The organism is Acetitomaculum ruminis DSM 5522 (genome assembly GCF_900112085.1).
GTDB lineage: Bacteria > Bacillota > Clostridia > Lachnospirales > Lachnospiraceae > Acetitomaculum > Acetitomaculum ruminis.
In genome coordinates, this window is the sequence record NZ_FOJY01000013.1 from 60,219 (window position 1) to 79,276 (window position 19,058).

At 35.3% G+C, this 19,058-nt stretch carries 18 protein-coding genes; 3 read left to right on the forward strand and 15 right to left on the reverse strand.

The annotated features are described in order from the left end of the window. Positions 1 to 268 precede the first annotated feature (268 nt). The 6 genes from hypE to BM153_RS09340 all read right to left on the reverse strand — a co-directional run bounded on the left by hypE (position 269) and on the right by BM153_RS09340 (position 8,508). On the reverse strand, positions 269 to 1,276 hold the full coding sequence (gene hypE, locus BM153_RS09315; RefSeq protein WP_092873040.1) for a hydrogenase expression/formation protein HypE: 1,008 nt from the start codon (positions 1,274 to 1,276) through the stop codon (positions 269 to 271). Positions 1,277 to 1,336: 60 nt separating this feature from the next. Next, positions 1,337 to 2,389, reverse strand: coding sequence for a hydrogenase formation protein HypD (gene hypD, locus BM153_RS09320; protein WP_242949108.1), 1,053 nt, complete (start codon positions 2,387 to 2,389; stop codon positions 1,337 to 1,339). A 24-nt stretch (positions 2,390 to 2,413) separates the two neighbouring features. After that, the gene (locus tag BM153_RS09325; RefSeq protein WP_092873042.1) at positions 2,414 to 2,623 is read right to left on the reverse strand and encodes a HypC/HybG/HupF family hydrogenase formation chaperone; all 210 of its coding nucleotides are present in this window, start codon (positions 2,621 to 2,623) and stop codon (positions 2,414 to 2,416) included. Between the two features lie 168 nt (positions 2,624 to 2,791). Next, positions 2,792 to 5,155 (reverse strand): carbamoyltransferase HypF, encoded by a 2,364-nt coding sequence (gene hypF / locus BM153_RS09330; protein ID WP_242949109.1) that lies wholly within the window; start codon positions 5,153 to 5,155, stop codon positions 2,792 to 2,794. A gap of 73 nt (positions 5,156 to 5,228) precedes the next feature. Then, on the reverse strand, positions 5,229 to 7,751 hold the full coding sequence (locus tag BM153_RS09335) for a nitrogenase component 1 (protein ID WP_092873046.1): 2,523 nt from the start codon (positions 7,749 to 7,751) through the stop codon (positions 5,229 to 5,231). After that, a complete protein-coding gene (locus tag BM153_RS09340) occupies positions 7,741 to 8,508 on the reverse strand; it encodes a nucleotide-binding protein (RefSeq protein ID WP_092873048.1) in 768 nt (255 codons plus the stop codon). The genes BM153_RS09335 and BM153_RS09340 overlap by 11 nt, the downstream gene beginning before the upstream one ends. Positions 8,509 to 9,012: 504 nt before the next feature. On the opposite strand from BM153_RS09340, the gene BM153_RS09345 reads away from it, so the two are divergent. The 3 genes from BM153_RS09345 to BM153_RS09355 are packed head-to-tail and all read left to right on the forward strand — an operon-like array spanning position 9,013 to position 12,302. After that, entirely contained in the window at positions 9,013 to 9,765 is a 753-nt protein-coding gene (locus tag BM153_RS09345) for a nucleotide-binding protein (RefSeq protein WP_092873050.1), read from the forward strand. Between the two features lie 18 nt (positions 9,766 to 9,783). Beyond that, positions 9,784 to 11,121, forward strand: a complete 1,338-nt coding sequence (locus BM153_RS09350) for a nitrogenase component 1 (protein ID WP_092873052.1) — start codon at positions 9,784 to 9,786, stop codon at positions 11,119 to 11,121. After that, positions 11,118 to 12,302, forward strand: coding sequence for a nitrogenase component 1 (locus BM153_RS09355; protein ID WP_177205636.1), 1,185 nt, complete (start codon positions 11,118 to 11,120; stop codon positions 12,300 to 12,302). The genes BM153_RS09350 and BM153_RS09355 overlap by 4 nt, the downstream gene beginning before the upstream one ends. Positions 12,303 to 12,344: 42 nt before the next feature. Here BM153_RS09355 and hydE read toward each other — a convergent pair whose 3' ends face one another. The 9 genes from hydE to BM153_RS09400 form a co-directional block, all read right to left on the reverse strand. After that, positions 12,345 to 13,406 carry a [FeFe] hydrogenase H-cluster radical SAM maturase HydE gene (gene hydE / locus BM153_RS09360; protein WP_092873056.1) on the reverse strand — a complete coding sequence of 354 codons (1,062 nt, stop codon included), beginning with the start codon at positions 13,404 to 13,406 and terminating at the stop codon, positions 12,345 to 12,347. 24 nt (positions 13,407 to 13,430) lie between these two features. Continuing rightward, complete coding sequence (locus BM153_RS09365) at positions 13,431 to 13,676, reverse strand: TM1266 family iron-only hydrogenase system putative regulator (RefSeq protein WP_092873058.1); 246 nt, start codon at positions 13,674 to 13,676, stop codon at positions 13,431 to 13,433. 46 nt (positions 13,677 to 13,722) lie between these two features. Continuing rightward, positions 13,723 to 14,427, reverse strand: a complete 705-nt coding sequence (ispD, locus tag BM153_RS09370) for a 2-C-methyl-D-erythritol 4-phosphate cytidylyltransferase (protein WP_092873060.1) — start codon at positions 14,425 to 14,427, stop codon at positions 13,723 to 13,725. A 302-nt stretch (positions 14,428 to 14,729) separates the two neighbouring features. Further along, a complete protein-coding gene (tsaD, locus tag BM153_RS09375; RefSeq protein ID WP_092873062.1) occupies positions 14,730 to 15,746 on the reverse strand; it encodes a tRNA (adenosine(37)-N6)-threonylcarbamoyltransferase complex transferase subunit TsaD in 1,017 nt (338 codons plus the stop codon). Positions 15,747 to 15,785: 39 nt separating this feature from the next. Continuing rightward, positions 15,786 to 16,694 carry a ribonuclease Z gene (locus BM153_RS09380; RefSeq protein WP_092873064.1) on the reverse strand — a complete coding sequence of 303 codons (909 nt, stop codon included), beginning with the start codon at positions 16,692 to 16,694 and terminating at the stop codon, positions 15,786 to 15,788. A gap of 41 nt (positions 16,695 to 16,735) precedes the next feature. Beyond that, complete coding sequence (gene rimI, locus BM153_RS09385; RefSeq protein ID WP_092873066.1) at positions 16,736 to 17,179, reverse strand: ribosomal protein S18-alanine N-acetyltransferase; 444 nt, start codon at positions 17,177 to 17,179, stop codon at positions 16,736 to 16,738. A gap of 36 nt (positions 17,180 to 17,215) precedes the next feature. Beyond that, positions 17,216 to 17,938, reverse strand: coding sequence for a tRNA (adenosine(37)-N6)-threonylcarbamoyltransferase complex dimerization subunit type 1 TsaB (gene tsaB / locus BM153_RS09390; RefSeq protein ID WP_092873068.1), 723 nt, complete (start codon positions 17,936 to 17,938; stop codon positions 17,216 to 17,218). A gap of 37 nt (positions 17,939 to 17,975) precedes the next feature. Then, positions 17,976 to 18,428 carry a tRNA (adenosine(37)-N6)-threonylcarbamoyltransferase complex ATPase subunit type 1 TsaE gene (gene tsaE / locus BM153_RS09395; protein WP_092873070.1) on the reverse strand — a complete coding sequence of 151 codons (453 nt, stop codon included), beginning with the start codon at positions 18,426 to 18,428 and terminating at the stop codon, positions 17,976 to 17,978. 11 nt (positions 18,429 to 18,439) lie between these two features. Then, positions 18,440 to 18,943, reverse strand: coding sequence for a YcxB family protein (locus tag BM153_RS09400; protein WP_092873072.1), 504 nt, complete (start codon positions 18,941 to 18,943; stop codon positions 18,440 to 18,442). Positions 18,944 to 19,058: the final 115 nt, after the last annotated feature.

Genomic DNA, 19,058 nt, shown 5'->3' on the forward strand with positions numbered 1-19,058 from the left:
ATATGTTTTCTCAATTATTTTTATTATCAATCAGCATATTTTTTGGTGAAAACACCATTGTTTTTACTGATTAATTCCCAAATCAGGGCTTTTTAATTTCAATTTTATGGTTATTATCTTCCAATTTTTTCATTGTTATTTTTTAGATTTTTGACTATTCGACAGAAGATTTTTGATATGAATTTTTTTAAAAATAACCCACACCAAAAAACAAAATGATTTCTAGTGTGGGTTTATATAAAAAAAGGAATATTATTATATCTATTAATTAACAGATTCTAGGTAATAGTTCTCCACCAGGTGCAGGCAAAATGGTTTCTGAACCAATCTCTGTTTTCATTATAACCTTTCCGACATTTTCTTTTGTAACTTCACCTATGATTGCGGCATTTTGAGTATATTTACCTTTTCTTAAAGCTTCAACTATGGCAGGAGCATGTTCCTTAGGAGCAAATACCACAAGTCTTCCTTCACAGGCTAAATATAAAGGCTCAAGTCCTAACATTCCACATACACCTTTTACCTTATCATCTACAGGAATGTTTTCTTTTTCAAGTCTAATCCCTACGCTGCTTTGTTCTGCAATTTCATAAAGAACCGTTCCTACACCGCCTCTTGTGGCATCTCGTATAACATGTATATCTTTTGTAGTATCAATCATGGTTTTAACTGCATCCCACAAAGGTGCACAGTCACTTGTTACATCTGCATCAATTCCATAGGAATCTCTGGCTACAAGAATTGTACAGCCATGTCTTCCCACATCTCCGGTTACTATTACTGCATCACCCGGTTTTGCAAGGTCTCCGGCAGTATTAACTCCCTCTTGTATTTTTCCGATTCCTGTGGTTGTGATAAATACACCATCTACCTGACCTTTTCCTGCAACTTTGGTATCTCCTGCTACAATCCTAACGCCTGCTTCCTTTGCTGTTTTTGCCATAGATTCTGCAATTAATTCCAAAGTTTCTATTGGAAAACCTTCTTCAATTACAAAGGCACAGGATAAATACAAAGGTTTTGCCCCCATGCAGGATAAATCATTTACCGTACCGCAGATACTTAATTTTCCAATGTTTCCACCGGGAAACAAAGCCGGTGAAACAATAAAACCATCTGTAGTAAATGCAATCTTTCCTGCATCCATTGGTAATACTGCTGCATCATCTGCTGTTAAATTCTCGTTTGCAAAATTCTTTTTAAAAATATTGTTTATTACGTCAGAAGTCTGTCTTCCTCCTGCTCCATGTGCTAATGTTATAACCTTCTCTTCCATTTTTCTTTCGCCTTTTAGGGCTCTACCCTTCTTTCCTTAAAATTATAATTTTTTTGGCTGTTAAAAATCACCGCCATATTTGTAAAATGCACTGCAAGCTCCCTCACCTGAAACCATACAGGCTCCAATAGGATGCTCAGGAGTACATCCTTTTCCAAAGACTTTACAGTCTTTAGGTGTACATTTTCCCTGCAATACTTCACCACATCTGCAATGTGGATTTGGATGTCCCGTAATTTCAGGAAGATTAAATTTCTTTCTGGCATCAAAATCACTGTATTTTTTCTTAAGACAAAGACCTGAATCCTTTATTATTCCAAGACCTCTCCATTCTGAATCGCAGCTGTCAAAGGTTTCTTCTATCAGTTTTAGTGCTGAGGGACTTCCTTCATAGGTCACCACTCTTTTATAGCAATTTTCCTCAAAAGCCTCTCCTTTTTCCAGCTTTTTAACTGTCATGGCCAAAGCACCAAGAATCTCTTTTGGAGTGAAGCCTGTAACTACTCCATAAATACCTTCGTCTTTTAATTCATCATATTCTTTTAAACCTGTTATGGCACACACATGTCCCGGATAAAGAAAAGCATCTGCACTGTCTTTTAACATTCTGTAAGCATTCATCATGGTTTTATTAGCTCCCAGAATAGAAAAATTTGAAATTCCCTTTTCTTTGGCATTTTTAACTGCTAAAGCCGCCGAAGGTGTGGTGGTTTCAAATCCCACAGCCAAAAATACCACTTCTTCATCAGGATTATTTTTTGCATATTCCACAGCATCCAAAGGAGAATATACTATATTTATCTTTGCCCCCTTGCTTCTTGCCAGTGCAAGACTTTGTTCGCTTCCCGGAACTCTTACTAGATCGCCGAAAGTGGCAATCGTAGCATTTTTTTCAAGAGCCAGCATTACAGCTTCATCTATGAAACCGGTAGGAGTAACACAAACCGGACATCCCGGCCCTGATATTAAAGATATATCAGAAGATAAGAGCTTTCTTATACCATACTTAAAAATCTGGTGGGTATGGGTTCCGCATACTTCCATGATTTTTAAAGTTCTACCGGAATAATTGCTGATAATATCCCTTGCCAAATCTAAAGTTTCACTACTCACTTTACTTCCTCCACATATTAACTTTTATTTTTCGTCTTTAAAAAGCTCATCAAGCTCTTCATCATCATCTGATGTTATTTTTGCAATGGCAACTCCCGCATGAACCATTACATAATCTCCCGGCATTAAATCCTCCAATAGTTCGGCACTTACCTGCCTTTTTGCACCATAAGCATCGATTATTGCCATGCCGTCTTTTATTTTTTCAACTTTTCCCGGTAATCCTACACACATATTTTTCACCTTTATCTGTCTAACAGATTTTCCTTTCTATTTGTTTTTATTGTAAAGCGGACATTCTTAAATCCGCTTCGCTACTTCCTCATGAACGCAGTGGCACTTTGTGCCACCTGTCAGAAGGGGCTTTAACCCCTTCTGACACTAGTAAGCTTATACCCCCGCTTAAAGCTTACGCTTTTGAAGCGGGGGATTGCTTACACTGCGTTCAAGGTAATTCATAGCTATTACAGCCTGTCCCAAGGCGATTCCACCGTCATTTGCCGGTATCAGAGAATGTTTTAAAACTTTAAAACCAAGCTTTGAAAGCCCCTTATCACAAAGTCTTAAAAGCAATAAATTCTGAAATACGCCTCCACTTAGGGCTACTATATTTAAGCCTGTTTTTTCTTTTATCATTAAACAGCTTTTAATTATTAATTTTGATAGTTTAACATGAAAATCATAGGCAAGTTTTTGTGAATCTTCTCCATTTAACTTTCTTTCTACTAATTCTTTTACTAAAATATCCGTTTCTAACTCGTATACTTCTTTATTTTCAAAGTTTTTAAGTTCATTTTTTAAAGCATCGATTTCTATTTCTTTTTGATTTCTTAAAACATCTTTTTCGTAGCTTTTGGCAGCAAATTCCAAACTCATTGAAGCTTCTCCTTCAAAGGTAGAAGCTTTTTTTATACCTAAAATAGCACTTACCCCGTCAAATAAACGACCTGCTGAGGTTGATTTTACGGTATTTATGTTATTATCAAGCATCATATAAAGCACCTTTAAGGTTTTATCATCACAAAGTCCCAAAGCATCTGAAATTTCTTTTGTTTTTTCTCTTCCAAAGATGGAATCTATCATGGAAACTGCTATTCTATAGCCTTCCTTCGAAGAGGCATCTCCTCCTGCCTGCTTAAAAGGTTTAATTTTTGCCACTCTTTCAAATCCCAAAAAATCAGCAACTAAAAATTCTCCACCCCATATGGTATTGTCTGTTCCATAGCCGGTTCCGTCAAAGGATACTCCTATAACTTTTTGGCTTATATCATTTTCAGCCATACAAGAAGCAATGTGAGCATAATGATGTTGAATTTTTAATATTTCAATACCTTTTTCTTTGGCGATTTTTTCCGCTAAAAGGGTGGAATTATACCTTGGATGAAGGTCACAGGTTACTAAAGAAGGCTCAACCTCTAATAAACTTGAAAGTCTTCCTATGGCAAATTCCAAAGCTTTCACACTTCTTATATCTTCTAAATCCCCTACATATGGTGAAAGGTAAAACAGTGAATTGCTTCCTACGCAAAAGGTGGATTTTAACTCTCCTCCTATTGCCAAAACCTTGCCCTTGTACTCTTTTCCAAGCATTACAGGAAGGGGCGCATATCCTCTTGAACGCCTTATCATGTAAGGTTTATCATCATAAAAACTCATTACTGAATCATCTGCTCTTAATCTTATGGTTCTGTCATTTGATAAAATAACATCACACATATTTGAAATTTCTTTAATTGCATCTTCATCAGTTCTGCATATTGGTGCTCCTGATACATTTGCTGAAGTCATTACAAAACAATCTGTCATTTCTTCTCCATCAGGATAATCAAAAAGTAAAAGCTGTACCGGTGCATAAGGAAGCATTACTCCAACACTTGGATTTTTCGGGGCTATCTCATCACACAAACTAGAATCTTTTCTTTTTTCAAGAAGAATAATAGGTTTTTGAGGCCCCTCTAAAATATCCCTTTGAAGACTGCTTGTAATACATTCCTTTTCAACAGTTTCCATATTTTTCATCATTAGGGCAAAAGGCTTTTTAGGACGCTTTTTCAAATCTCTAAGTCTTTGAACGGCTTCTTTATTTCTTGCATCCACACAAAGATGAAAACCTCCGATTCCTTTTATTGCAGCTATTTTTCCTTCTCTTAAAAGCTTTCTTGTATATATAAGGGCATCTTTGTCATATATTTCTTTTCCCACAATGTAAAGCTTTGGTCCGCAGTCATTACAGCAAACCGGCTGGGCATGATACCTTCTTGTGGTAGGAGTTGTATATTCGTATTCGCACTCTTTGCACATTGGAAAAGCCCCCATGCTGGTACGAACCCTGTCATAAGGCATTGAATCAAGAATGGTAAGTCTTGGACCACATGCCGTACAATTTATAAAAGGATGCAGATATCTTTTATTATTTTTATCAAAAAGCTCCCTTTGACAATCAGGGCAAATGGCAATGTCTGGTGAAACATATACATCCCCCTTGACTTTTTTGCTTTTAATTATCTGAAATTTGGTAGATTTATCCACTTCTATCTCTTTTTCTTCGATTTTTAAAATAGCAGAGCGTTTTGGAGCTTTTTGTCTTAAATCCACAATGAATTTTTCAAGTTTTACATCCTCGCTTTTGGCGAATATTTCCACATAAGGTCCTTTATTACAGACGCTACCCTTTATTTCATTTTCATCAGCAATACGACTTACAAAAGGTCTAAACCCCACTCCCTGAACAATTCCGTATACTCTTATTAGTTTTTCCTTCTCCATGCTTATTACCTCACACAAATCAGATATTGAATTTTGCATTGTTATTATTCGTTTTTTATGCAGCAATAAGTAATTATTCTGTCATGATTTCTTTAAAATATTCACTGTCTGTTTTAATTTCATGCATATGACCTGATACGGAATAATGAGGCAGGCTTATGAATTTTCCTTCAAAATCCGGTATCAGCTTTTTAAAGAGAGGATCTGCATATATTTCATTATATTCCCCTTCTTTAACCATATCCCAAAATTCATATTCCTCCACCAGTCTTTTATCCCCTTGACAAAGAAGGGTGTCTGCCATTTTAAAATAGCCACATACATCAATTTTTTTGTATTTACCACTATCATAAAGATTTTTTCTGATTTCATTGGCAAATACCTGCTGATGAAGTAACAGAGCTTTTTTATCCCCATAAGTAACAGCCTCATCTATTGACTCCTCTTTGTTTTCAAAGATATTTTTAAGGGATTTATAAAGTCTTTCAAAACTTTTTTTATCATAGGCACAAGAGGTGACAAATGGAATATTAAACTTCTTTTGCATATATTTACAGGCTAAAAATCCTGATACTGAAACTGCTATGTTTACTCTGGCGTAAGAGGCCTTTTTTAAAGCTTCCAATCCGTCTCCATATCCGTAAACATAAGCTTTACCAAGTCCAAATTCTTCAACTTTTTTCTTAAAATTGCAGGCTGTTTCAAGGGTTGGCATATCAAGAGGTGTGGCACCAAATATTCCAATAATATCCTTCTTACTTCCTTCTTCATTTTTATCCGTAAAGGTATCTATCAATGATTCGTAGGCTTTATAGGCTCCAATGTCATAATATTCAACTCCATTGGTAAAAGCCCCCACAAAAGGAATATTTAATCTTTTTTCTCCGATTCTTTTTAGGCCTTTAAAATCTGTACCAATAACTGCCGGTACAGGAGTTCCCACCAGGGCAACGAATTCTCCACCATTTGTATTAAGGTTATCTTCCACCTTTTCCAAAAGCTTTTCATCTCTTCCCATAATGGCATCTATATCCCTAAGACCTGCTGAAAAAATTGTACTTTTTTTAATAAACCATCTTGGCTCATCAAAACCGCATACATTTCCAACACAGCCTCCGGCATCAATAATAACACTGGTTCCTCCAAACTCGTAATAAACAGAGGAAGCCCCTGACTGATCCGGTGCAAACGGTGATAATTTCTTCCAAAGTCCCTTTGTTTCACTTTTATAGGCATCTTTTTTCATCTTGTACTGTGAAAGTACCGGATATTTTATCTGAAATTCATCACCAAGGCTTTTTTTAGTATCAACCACATGCATTATCTCTTTTAAAAGGCTTATTAATCCCATATATCCAAAAGGAATACTTTCATGATTAAATGCCACATTTAAGGCATCTTTGTAATAATAAGAAGCATCCTTTCCCAAGGTTATATCAACCTCTTCTTCCACCTTAAAGTTAAGCATCGTAGGAGAAAGATTTGTAAAAACCCTTGTATCCGGTGAGATTTTTTCCAGCTCATTTAAGTAAATGTAATCATCCTTTGAAAGATTTGCAAAAACCGCTTTTACCTTAAAGCCGTACTGACTAAGGGCTAGTGCTAATTCAAAGGGATTTGCATTTATCATTTCACCTATGGCAAAGGTAAGATTTTTATAATTTTCTTTGAATTTTTGAAGGGTTTCTTTTGCCTTATCATAGTATTTTTCATCATCAACTTCGCAATCTATTGCCTTAAAAAACAATCTATATTGATTTCTAATTTTTGCAAGCTGATAAAGCCTTGTAAGTTCAATAAATGGAATCTTTAATTTATCCATCATCTGCTTTGCGGCAAGATTTGTTTCCTTGTGTAAAACTATATTAAAATTTGCCTTTGCCAGTTCATTATATTCATCAAAGTTTTTAAATCTTGAAATTTCATTAATCTGTTTTATTCCTGCCTCTTTTAAAAGGTCATAAAACTCGCAATCATCAGCTAAAGGTGTGAAATTTCCAAGAATGTTTACACATCTTGGGTCCTTTTTTGCCGGCTCTAACAAAGAGTAAATCATTGACCTTACAAAAACCATAGGAGGTTTTCTTCCCTCTCTTGTTAAAGCGTACATGTAACAGTGAATTACCTTTACATCAGCTTCTTTTTGAGCTTTTTTACAAATTCTGTCCATGTCTGTTCCCAAAAGAGCATCTACACAGGTAATACATATCTCCACAATTTTTGGCTTTTTTTCAAGACTGTCACAAATTTCCTTAACGGCTTTTGGAATCTTATTTAAATGTTTTCCGGTAACAAGGTCATTTTCACTCATTAAAAGATAAAACATTCTGTTAGCATATCCGCTTTCATCTCCCAAAACTGTTGTGTTTCTTCCACAACACCCTGGTGCTACCAAAAGCATTACTGATTCAGGAATTACAAGTCCTGCTCTTTTTACACCAAAGCCCAAAGCTCCCGGAGAGTTATAGGATAGAGTAGCCGGGGAAGAATAAATAAGATGTTCATTGGATATTAATTCATTTGGAATATCCCTTGCTCCTCTTTCTACCAGTTCTTTAACCTTAAAGCTGACTGCTTTTGGATTATCAATCTTCATCCTCATCCTCCTTATCCAAAAGGAGTAAATTTGCCAAATCAAAAAATCTCTTGCTGATTTCTGAGTCCGGATCTCCCTCTATAACCGTCTTTCCCTCATCCTCAAATTTGATGATTTCTTTACTTCTTGGTATTTCCCCAACTATAGGAAGGTTATTTTTTCTGGAAAATTCCTTTACTTTTTCTTCTTCATTTTCTACATTTCTGTGATTAAAAACGATACCCCTGACTTTGGCATAACTTCTGTCTTCAAAATTTTTAACAGCTGTGTTTATGTTATTAGCTGCATATAATGCCATTTTTTCCCCTGAAGTGACAATCAGTACTTTTTTTGCATATCCTTCCCTGATAGGAGCTGCAAAACCTCCACATACTACATCACCTAAAACATCGTACATTACAACATCCGGTTTATATTTTTCAAATAATTCCAAATCCTCCAACAAATTAAAGGTGGCAATTATTCCCCTTCCGGCACATCCAAGTCCCGGTGTAGGACCGCCTGTTTCAATACAGACAATGTCTTTAAAACCTTTTTTTGATATATCTTCTATGGAAACCTCTTCGGTTTCTTGTCTTAATCTGTTCATAACCGGTTCTACCACATTTCCTCCCAATAAATTTATGGTAGAATCTGCCTTTGGATCACAGCCAATCTGGATTACTTTCTTTCCAAGGGCTGCAAAGGCTGCTGATAAATTACTGGTAATGGTAGACTTCCCAATGCCTCCCTTGCCATAAACAGCAATCTTTAACATATTTTACTTCTCCTTTTTAAATAACAAGTTAAAAAACGTCTGATTTAGGGAAATGTTTTAGATAAAAATAGAATTGTAAAGCCTTGCCTTAAGTATTTGGTAACAAAAAAAGTTCATTTCCCGATTCTTAAAAAATGAACTCCTAAAAAATAATATTATAAAATACCATACCAAAATACAGCCGGCACCTTCACCAAAAGAACCTTCCACATAAGAAAAGGTTTTTTCGGATTTTTATAAACCAAATCTTTCCACAGGTATAATAATGCCGGCAGTCAGAGTGAGCTTAAATATTATTTTGTAATAAAAGTTCTTTTTGTTCAGAATCTCTTTCCAATCAGAACGATAAATCTTATCAATATCCTACCATTTGGCAGGCTAATTGTCAAAGAATTAAATTAGTTTTTTAATATTTTTTAATTATTTAAATTTAAAGATTGTTAAATCTATTTATTAAACCTATAATTAAGGGCAAGAGTTTTTTATGGAGGTAGTGAGAAGGATATGATAAAAATTGCCATTTATGGAAAAGGCGGAATAGGTAAATCAACCACAGTATCAAACCTTAGCGTTGCCCTTTCAAAAAAGGGACTAAAGGTAATGCAAATAGGTTGTGACCCTAAAGCCGATTCCACAATTAATCTACATGACGGAAAGCCTATTGATACGGTTTTAGACCTCTACAGACAAAAGGGGAAGGATATGACCCTTGATGATGTGGTTAAAGTAGGCTATAACGGGGTTTTATGTGTGGAAGTAGGGGGGCCCATACCGGGAACAGGCTGTGCCGGAAGGGGAATAATTAAAGCCCTGGAATTTTTGGATGAAAACAATGCCTATGATATCTATAATCCTGATGTTATTTTTTATGATGTATTGGGAGATGTGGTATGTGGAGGATTTTCCATGCCCATAAGAGAAGGCTATGCTGATAAGGTTTATGTAGTCACCTCAGGAGAAAACATGGCTTTATATGCCGCAAATAACATAGCTTTGGCAGTGGAACATTTTAAAAACAGGGGCTATGCAAAACTTTCCGGTATTATTTTAAATAAAAAGGATGTTGAAGACGAGCTTGAGGCAGTTGAGGAGTTTTCTAAAAAAGTAAATGCTCCAATAGTTGGTGTAATTAATCATTCAAATGATATTACAAAGGCTGATAAACTTCACAAGGCTGTTCTTGATGCATTTCCTGAGTGTCAGGCTTCAAAGGAATACCTTGCTTTGGCAGAAGCTGTTATAAATAAGGATTTATAAACTATTTTAGGAGGATTTATGTTTAAAAAATTATCGCATGAAAAAAAGGAGGCAGATGAGGCTTTAGCCATTAAGATTTCAAATCTTGATTCCTTTACGCCTTTTAAGGCAGGGCTTGTTTTTTCTGCTCCTGCAAGAGGTACCTGGACCATAGCCCACACCTCAATGCTCATTCCCCACAGTCATCAAATCTTTCTTTGTGCCAGTGTCTGTCTTAGGGGGGTTGTATTATCAGCAGAAGAATATGGCGGACTTGATCGATATTCCAGTATAAATCTGGAAGAACATGACATATTAGAGGGAGATTTAGAAGATTTATTTATAGAAGGGGTAACGGATATTATTAATAATCTTAAAAAGCGTCCACCGGCAGTTTTAACCTACACCAGTTGTGTCCACCATTTTCTGGCCTGTGACTTAAATCTTGTGTATAAAACTTTGCGTGAGCGTTTTCCTGATATTGATTTTATTGAATGTTACATGACACCTACCATGAGGCAAAAATTTACCCCGGAAGCTTTAATGTTTAAATCTTTGTATGAAGGTCTTGTTGACATTGAAAAGGACAAAAAAAGCATAAACATTATCGGAAACAATTTTGCAATAAAAAAATCCTCAGATTTTGTGCAAATGCTTAATAATGCAGGTTTTGAGGTAAGAGATATCTGTAACACAAAAGAATATGATGAATACAAGGCAATGAGTCTTAGCTTTTTAAATATTTATACAAGAAACTGTAGCGAGTTTGCTGCAAAATCTTTAGAAAAAAGAATTCATCAAGACTATATTTTTATGCCCTGTACCTTTAATATGGATGCCATTGAAGATGAACTTGCTTCCCTTTCCAAAAAGCTTTCACTTCCTTTAATGGACATTTCTTATCTTAAGGAAACAGCCATAAAATCCTTAAAACTTACAAAAGAATTTTTAAAAGATATGCCGGTTGTTATTGATTATGCTGCTGTATTAAGACCATTTTCATTAGCAGCACTACTTGTTTCTTACGGAATAAATGTTATAAGAATTTATTGTGACGAAATAAACCCGGCTGAAGAAGATGATATTGAATATTTAAAAGATAATGCTCCAAATCTTGAAATTTTTCCAACGGTTGACTATAAATGCAGGGTTGTTGACAAGCATCTTGCAGATGATTATAATGGAGAACTTTTGGCAATAGGACAAAAGGCTGCATATTTTACCGGAACAAAACATATGGTTAATATTGTTGAAAATGGCGGAATTCACGGTTTTGACGGCATAAGACAAATGTGTGAAATGATGGTGGATGCTTCTGAAGTTGAATCAGATGTAAAATCGATTATTTCAGTTAAAGGATGGGGGTGTCACGGATGAGACAGGTTTACAGAGTTCTTTCAACCTATTCGGCAGATGCCTTTGGAATAGCTTCTGCCCTTTACGAACTAGGGGGCTTAGTGATTATCCATGATGCATCAGGCTGTAATTCCACTTACAATACCCATGACGAACCCAGATGGTATGACATGGACAGCCTTTTTTATGTATCAGGACTAACAGAATCCGATGCCATTTTAGGAAGAGATGATATTTTAGTAGATAATATTTTAGAAGTATGTAAAAGTGAGCATCCTAATTTTGTGGCAATGTGTGGTTCCCCGGTTCCTATGTTTATGGGAACGGATTTTGTGGGAATTGCCAAAGAAATTACTGCTCTTACAGATATACCTGCCTTTGGATATATGACAAATGGAATAAATACTTACATAAAAGGAGCCGGACATGCCTTTAAAAGCATAGCCCAAACCTTCGTTTTAGATAATAAAAAAGCGCTCCTTAAAGATGGCATAAAGATTAATATTCTTGGGTTTACACCCCTTGATTTTTACGATATTAATCATGTCAAAAACATAATGGCTGTATTTGAAAAAAATGATATAAGTATTATTTCCAATTTCGCCATGGGAAATACCTTAGAGGATATTTCAAAAGCAGCAATGGCTCATGTAAATGTAGTTGTCAGTGCCACGGGACTTTTAGCCGCAAAATTTATGAAAGAAAAATATGATATTCCTTATGTCTGTGGAATACCTATGGGCATTTCCGGCATTAAAAGAATGATTAATAAAATAAAAGAAGCCCTTGATATTCCTTATAGTCAGGATACCACTGAATATAAAAGCTATAAATCCTTTAAGAAAAGTAAAAAGGTTCTTGTTATCGGGGAAGCAGTTTATGCAGATTCCATAAAATACTGTTTGTCCAGGGAATTTGGATATGAAAATATAAAAATTCTTTCGCCTTTTGAGGAAAACTGCGATTTACTAAGTAAAGATGACAGTGACGGTATTTATGAAGATGATGCTGAAAAATTAATAAATGAAGCTGAACTGGTAATTGCCGACCCTCTTTATAAAAGAGTCCTGCATGAAGAAAATCTTTATGATACAGACTTTGTAAGTATTCCCCATATTGCCTACTCAGGAAGATATTATCAGGAAGAAATACCTCTTTTTGCCGGAGAAGATTTTTCAAACTGGATATGTGATAAAGTTTAATCCAATATAAATCCCCCGCCTTTTAAAGCGGGGGTAAATTTTTTAGCATTTTATTAGATTATTTACGAAATCAATATGATCTCCTTTAGAAACTGCCACTTTGTAACCGATATTTTCAATTCTTCTTTCCATGCATTTTCTGCACTCCGCCGCCTCATCTCCGGTACAGATTTTTCCATCATAAAGCATGTATTTATTTCTTACATCCTTTGGAGAAAGATTTGGCATAACTACATTGGCTCCTGAAAGAATTCCCTTTTCTCTTCCCTTAGGATCAATACTTCCTAAAGCTGTGGTGGCAGGCAGTAAAACCTTTGGAAACATTAACCTTAGTATGGCTAACATGTATAAGGTCAATTCCAGACTTCCCCTTTCAAAATCTTTAAAAGGTGTATCCTTATGAGGAATAAATGGGCCTATTCCTATCATATGAGGTTGAAGTTTTTTTAAATAAAATAAGTCATCAATAATATAATCAATAGTCTGATACGGTGAACCTACCATAAATCCGGCTCCAATCTGATAACCTATTTCTTTTAAATTTTTTAAACATTCTTTTCTGTTTTCAAGAGATAACTTATCAGGATGTAATTTTTTGTAATGTTCTTCATTTGCCGTTTCATGCCTTAAAAGATACCTTGAAGCCCCTGCTTTGAAATAGGCTTCATAACTTTCCTTTGATTTTTCACCAATAGATAAGGTTACGGCAACATCTTCGTGAAGCTTTTTTATTTCTCTTATAATGTCACAAATTTCCTCATCCTTATAGGTTAAATCTTCTCCCCCCTGTAAAACTATAGTTCTAAAGCCTAATTTATAACCCATATCAGCACAGTATAAAATTTCATCTTTACTAAGACGATATCTTTCCGCTTCTTTATTTGAAGCTCTTATTCCGCAATAATAACAGTCATTTCTGCAATAATTTGTAAATTCAATAAGACCTCTTAAATATACATCATGTCCATAATTTTCAATAGCTCTTTTAGATGCCAGTTTTTTTAAAGCTTCATAGGATTCTTCATTCCTGTCTTCTATGAGCTTTTTAAACTCCTCCCTCTCTAAAAATCCTGTTTCATATAACTTTCTTATTAGTTCTTCCATTCACATACCCTCTCATTATATTTTTTAAAGCTTTGAAATCGTTGCCTTGGCTGTAACACCCTCAATTTTCCCCAGTTTTCCGGACAAGGCATTTATTTCATCCAGTGGTGCATCCATAGCCACACTAATCATTGAAATAGCTCTTTGTTTATAAGGAATCCCCATTCTCCCTATAATGTACTCTCTATAATCGTGAAGATGTTTGTTTACTTTTTCAACTGCATTCGCATCTTCCACTATAATAGCCATTACAGCAAGTCTGTTCTCCATGTAATCCTCCTTTTTTTCTCAAATATACAGTATCAAAAAATGTCTTTCAAGAATTATTTTTTTCTTTTTCATCTAAAAAAGCCCCGGCGATTATCAAATCCTCAGCTGTAGTAATTTTAATATTTTTATAATCCCCCATAATTATAACACTTTTTCGTCCCAGAAATCTTTCAAGCACCATTGCATCATCGGTTATATCTTCATTTTGGGCTCTGTTTTCCTGTAATTTTAAATGAGCAGCTTTTATTTCCTCAAACAAAAATCCCTGAGGTGTCTGTATATTTCTAAGCCTGCTTCTATCCAAAGTAGCACCGCCAAAATCCTTATCATCTATCCATCTGATGGTATCTTTTAAAGGTGTTCCTGTTACAATAGCTTTATATTTTTTTACCTCTTTTAGACAATCATTAATAAGTTTTGGACTTACCATGGGCCTTGCACCATCATGGATAAGGACATATTCACAATTTTCAACTTCTAAAAGCCCGTTTTTCACAGAATCCATTCTCTCTTTTCCTGAAAGAGCATAGGCTTTTACTTTTTTAAATTCATATTTTAAAACAATGTCATTTTTTATATAATCCATATAATCTTTTGATGCAACAATGATTATTTCATCTATATCACTTTCTTCAAAAGCCTTTAAGCTGTAATAAAGAACAGGATATCCCCTTAAAGAAAGATATTGCTTTGGAATCTGGGAATTCATCCTTTTTCCTTTGCCACCGGCTAATAAAATGCCACAATTCATATTTTTTCTCCTTGTAAAGCGGACATTCGGAATCCGCTTCGCTACTTCCTCATGAACGCAGTGGCACTTTGTGCCACCTGTCAGAAGGGGCTTTAACCCCTTCTGACACTAGTAAGCTTATACCCCCGCTTAAAGCTTACGCTTTTGAAGCGGGGGATTGCTTACACTACGTTCAAAAATACATAATTTCCTTATAAAATAATTTATAAAAGCTTAAGTAAAAAGGCAAGTTCTTCTTTTTTTAATAAGACAAAAAATGCCTGAATAAAAAACATTCAAGCATTATTATTTAAAATAAAAATTTAGAAACTAAGATTTGGAACGGCATTTAAGTCCCAGCCGTCTCTTTTTCCATTTATAAAATCATAATAGGCAGCAGCACCTATCATGGCTGCATTGTCAGTACAAAGAATAGGTGATGGTATATAAAGTTTAATATCGTTTTCTTCGCACATATTTGTAATACTTTGTCTAAGCCCCATATTTGAAGCTACACCACCAGCCATTGATAAAACCTTCATATCATGGTCTTTTAAGGCCTTAAGGGTTTTTTCCGTAAGAACATCCACAACAGACTTTTGAAAAGATGCGGCAAGGTCAGCATCTACAAAGGTTTTATGTTTCATTTTGCAGGTATTGACATAATTAATAACTGCCGTTTTTAAACCGCTAAAACTAAAGTCCATTGGAGAATCCTTTACGCTGGCCTTTGGAAAATCTATAGCATAAGGATTTCCAACCTTTGCCAAAGCATCTATCTTAGGACCTCCCGGATAACCTAAATCTATAACTCTGGCCACCTTGTCAAAGGCCTCTCCACAGGCATCATCCCTGGTGGAAGCCAGTATTTCATATTTTCCGTAATCTAATACTTTAACAATATTAGTATGTCCTCCAGATACCACAAGGGAAATAAAAGGAGGCTCCAATTCCTTATTTTCAATATATGCGGCACTGATATGACCCTCAATATGGTGAACTCCCACCAAAGGTTTTTTAGCAGCAAAGGCAATAGCTTTTGCAACTGAAACCCCTACTAACAAGGCTCCCACAAGCCCCGGTCCATAGGTAACCCCAATGGCATCCAGGTCTTCAAACTCCATATTTGCTTCTTTCATGGCCTCTTTAATAACCTGGTTTACTCTTTCAATATGTTTTCTGGAAGCTATTTCAGGTACAACGCCACCATAAAGCTTATGTATGTCTATCTGGGACGAAATAATGCTTGAAATAACATCCCTTCCATTCTTTACAACTGCTGCTGCTGTTTCATCACAGGAGCTTTCAATGGCAAGAATGTAAATATCCTTTTCACTCATGAAATTTTCCTCTTTCTAAAACTATATAAAAAAACAGTGTTAATTTTCAAAGAACATTTCTACATAATATCCATCCCTTGAAGCATGGGTATTTTCAAATATTTTTTTAACAGCTTTTAAATAATTTTCCGGATAAACCGTTGATGGTGAATAATGAGTAAGCCAAAGTTGTCTGACATTTGCTTTTTGGGCTATTTCAGCCGCTTCATACATTGTCATATGCTTGTACTTCTTAGCATTTCCAAGTTTTTCATATTCCCCATACATTCCCTCACATATAAACAAATCTGCTTCTTTTGCATTATCAATGATTTCTTGAGTAGGTCTGGTATCTGTGCAATAAGTAATCTTAAGGCCCTTTCTTGGCTTTCCTAAAATCATATCCTGCCTATAGGTAATATCGCCATCAACGATTACTTCCCCTTTTTGGAGTTTGCTCCAATACATTTTAGGAACCTGATTTTTAGCAGCTTTTTCCGGGTCAAACTTACCAGCTCTGTCAATATTTATGGTGTAGCCATAACAGGTAATTTTATGATTTACCTTAAAGGCCTTTATTCTATATCCGTGAATTTTTATCTCTTCTTCATTTTTTGTAAGCTCTATAAACTTTATAGGAAAAGGCAGATCCGGTGCAATAACTCTTAAGGAATTAACCACATTTTCAAGTCCCTTAGGTCCTATAAAGGTAATAGGTTCTGTCCTTTCGGCATTTCCTATGGTTAATAAAAGACCCGGAAGTCCGCTGATATGATCTGCATGAAAATGGGTAAAGCAAATCACATCTATAGGTTTAAAATTCCAGCAGCAAGACTTTATAGCCATCTGAGTTCCCTCTCCACAGTCTATAACAAGGCTACTGCCATTATATCTAGTCATCAAAGCCGTTAAATAACGATCCGGCAAAGGCATCATGCCACCGGTTCCAAGTAAACATACTTCTAACATTTATTTCCTCTCTAATAAAAAAAATTTATATTTTTCTTTCTTTAATCTATTTCTTTGCGCATAATTATTGCATCTTCTCTTGGTTTGTCATAAAAATTCTTTCGAATTCCACAATTTTTAAAACCTGCTTTTTCATAAAGGGCTACAGCCCCCTCATTGGAAATCCTGACTTCAAGATAGATGCCTGTGACACCAAGCTCCCTGCAATACTCAAAAAGCACCTGTAAAATGCTCATGGCTATATTTTTTCTTCTGTAATCCTTTAAAACAGCCACATTGGTAATGTCAGCCTCTTCAAATGAAATATAAGCGCCACAATATCCTACCACTTTTCCGTCACATCTTGCAGCGAAAAAAACAGTGTCATTTCTTTTTAAGGAATCATTTAAAGCATCCATACTCCAGGGCGTTGAAAAACATTCTTTTTCAATCTGTGCTACATAAACGATATCCTCTTTTGTCATCCTATCAACATAAAATTCCATTCATATATCCTTTAAATCCACTAAAGACTTTATAAATTAATTTTGTTTTGTCAATAATCTTCTGTTTCTTTCAAGTCTTTCTCTTTCAGCCTGGGAAAGCCTTAAATAAACAGGGGTAGCCTTGTCAGCCTCTATGGTAAGTCCCTTCTCATAATATTCAAGGGCAAGGCTTGCAAGGGCTGCCGCTCTTTGCCTTGAAAGATGTGCCGGTGCAAAGGAATAATCCACTGTAATTAATTCCTTTATTTTTTCTTTAAAAACCGGCATACCATCTCCGGTAAATATTACCGGCTTTCCGATTTCATTTATTTTTTTGATAATTTCTTTTATATCGACTGCCATTTGTTCCTTTATAACCTTAAATTCAAAATTTTCAAAGGTATAAAGTCCCGTATAAACCTGATTTCTTCTGGCATCCATTATAGGACAGATTATCTGCTCATTTCCATAAAGATTATAAGCTAAAGCATCCACTGTAGGTACTAGAACCATAGGTGAATTAATTACCATGGCAAGCCCCTTTGCCGTAGCAAAACCGATTCGTAATCCGGTAAAAGAGCCCGGCCCTGCCGCCACTGCAACAATATCCATATCCTTCACATCTGATTCTGTCATCTTAAAAATTTCATCTATCATTGGAAGCAGTGTCTGTGAATGGGTTTTTTTATAATTAACCTGGTATTCTGCCTTGATAATACCATCTTCATAAATAGCAGCCCCTGCCACCAACCCGGAACTGTCAATTGCTAAAATTTTCATATTACAACTGCCTTTCTAAAGCTTCTGGTAAAAGTGTTTATAATAAATCCTTATCCGGTTTTTCAATAACTATCTTTCTGTAATCAAGGCCTTTTTCAAGGTCTCTTTCCATATGTATATCAATTCTTTCTTCAGGAAGTATCTCCTTTATCATATCAGCCCATTCTATAAGGCAGACACCGTCTGAATAAATATATTCCTCATAGCCTAAATCATACATTTCCTCAATGTCACCTATTCTGTAGACATCAAAATGATAAAGAGGAAGCCTTCCTTCATCATGGCATAAAACAATATTAAAAGTCGGGCTTAATACACCGCCTTCAATACCCAAACCCTTTGCAAAACCCTGGGTAAAAACCGTCTTTCCGCATCCTAAGTCACCGTTTAAACAAATAACGCATCCAGGCTTTGCCTCCTGACCCATTTTTCTTCCAAGTTCAAAGGTTTCTTCGTAAGAATTTGTTTCAATTATATTTATCTTTGACATTTAATCTTTCCTTATCTTTTCTTAAGTCTGTTTTGATAAGTGTCAAGATGCTTAGAAAGTATCTGTCTGATTTGACTTTCAGTTTCCCCAAGCTGTGATTTAGGAATAATGGAAGCATTTATGGTTGTTGTGTAAATAAGAAAATTCCTTCTTGTCTCAACCACCTTAAAAATGCTGACCCATTCCACATCAGCCCTTTCATTTGCCAGGGTGGAATGAACTCCCTTTTCATCAAAAATATAATGAATATTTGATGCTAAAGCCTGATTGTTTGTAAACTGTTTTTTAGCTTTAAGCTTTAAGGCTACGGGGTTATAAGCTATAAATATAACTCCCACCAGTAAATAAATAATGGTATAGCCCAGACTTACAGTATCATAGGTATATACTGCCAGTCCTATAATCAATATTCCTAAAATAATACTAAAGATTCCACTGAATTTTGAATAGACATGATACATAGTAAAATCATACACATCATCTGCACTTAATTTAATATCTGCTTCTGCTTTCAACCTTTTTCTCCTCTTTTTTTGAATACTAAAAAAGAATATGACTAAATCTTATTCTTCTACAAATTAAAAGTATAACATATATTCCAAATTATGAGAAGTTATGCAGTTAACTTCA